A 669-nucleotide genomic window follows, 5' to 3' on the forward strand; every position below is an offset into this window, starting at 1 on the left:
GCCGGCGCCGGCCTGTTCTACGGCTTCTTCAAGCTCTGGAACTGGGGCGGCGGCAAGGCGACCATCGCGCTGACCGTCGTGCTCGCGTTCATCGTGATCATCGGCATCGTGACGTTCACGCACTACCTGCGCAAGACCACCGACTACCTCACCTTGGGGCTCGCCCTGTTCGTGGGCCTGGTGATCACCTTCGGCCCGCTGTTGATGGCTCTCGGCTCGAACTGAGTACCCTCGGCGACGTGAGCGGTATACCGGTCGGACTGTCGACGGCCTCGGTCTACCCCGAGAAGCTCGAGGACGCCTTCCGCTACGCCGCCGAGACCGGGTACGACGGTGTCGAGCTCATGGTCTGGCACGAGGGCGCCAGCCAGGACATCGCGAACGTTGCCGGGCTGTCCATGCGGTACGACGTGCCGGTGCTGTCCGTCCACGCGCCCTGCCTGCTCATCAGCCAGCGCGTGTGGGGACCGGACCCCATGGCCAAGCTCGGCCGCGCCGTCACGGCCGCGGAGGACCTCGGCGCGGACACCGTCGTCGTGCACCCGCCCTTCCGGTGGCAGCGCCGCTACGCCGAGAACTTCGTCGACCTGGTCAGCGAGCTCGAGGACGACAGCCACGTCGCGATCGCCGTCGAGAACATGTTCCCGATGCGGCTCGACGCCTTCTTCG

2 protein-coding genes are annotated in these 669 nt (G+C 67.7%); both read left to right on the top strand.

What is annotated here, in order from left to right:
- The coding region (locus FK268_RS24440) for an Rv0497 family membrane protein (RefSeq protein WP_497997378.1) at window positions 1-225 on the top strand (225 nt) is incomplete at its 5' end.
- A 14-nt stretch (window positions 226-239) separates the two neighbouring features.
- Window positions 240-669: sugar phosphate isomerase/epimerase family protein (locus tag FK268_RS23160; RefSeq protein WP_146437803.1), on the top strand; the 430-nt coding region annotated here is incomplete at its 3' end.

Source organism: Tsukamurella sputi (assembly GCF_007858445.1).
Classification (GTDB): Bacteria; Actinomycetota; Actinomycetes; order Mycobacteriales; family Mycobacteriaceae; genus Tsukamurella; species Tsukamurella sputi.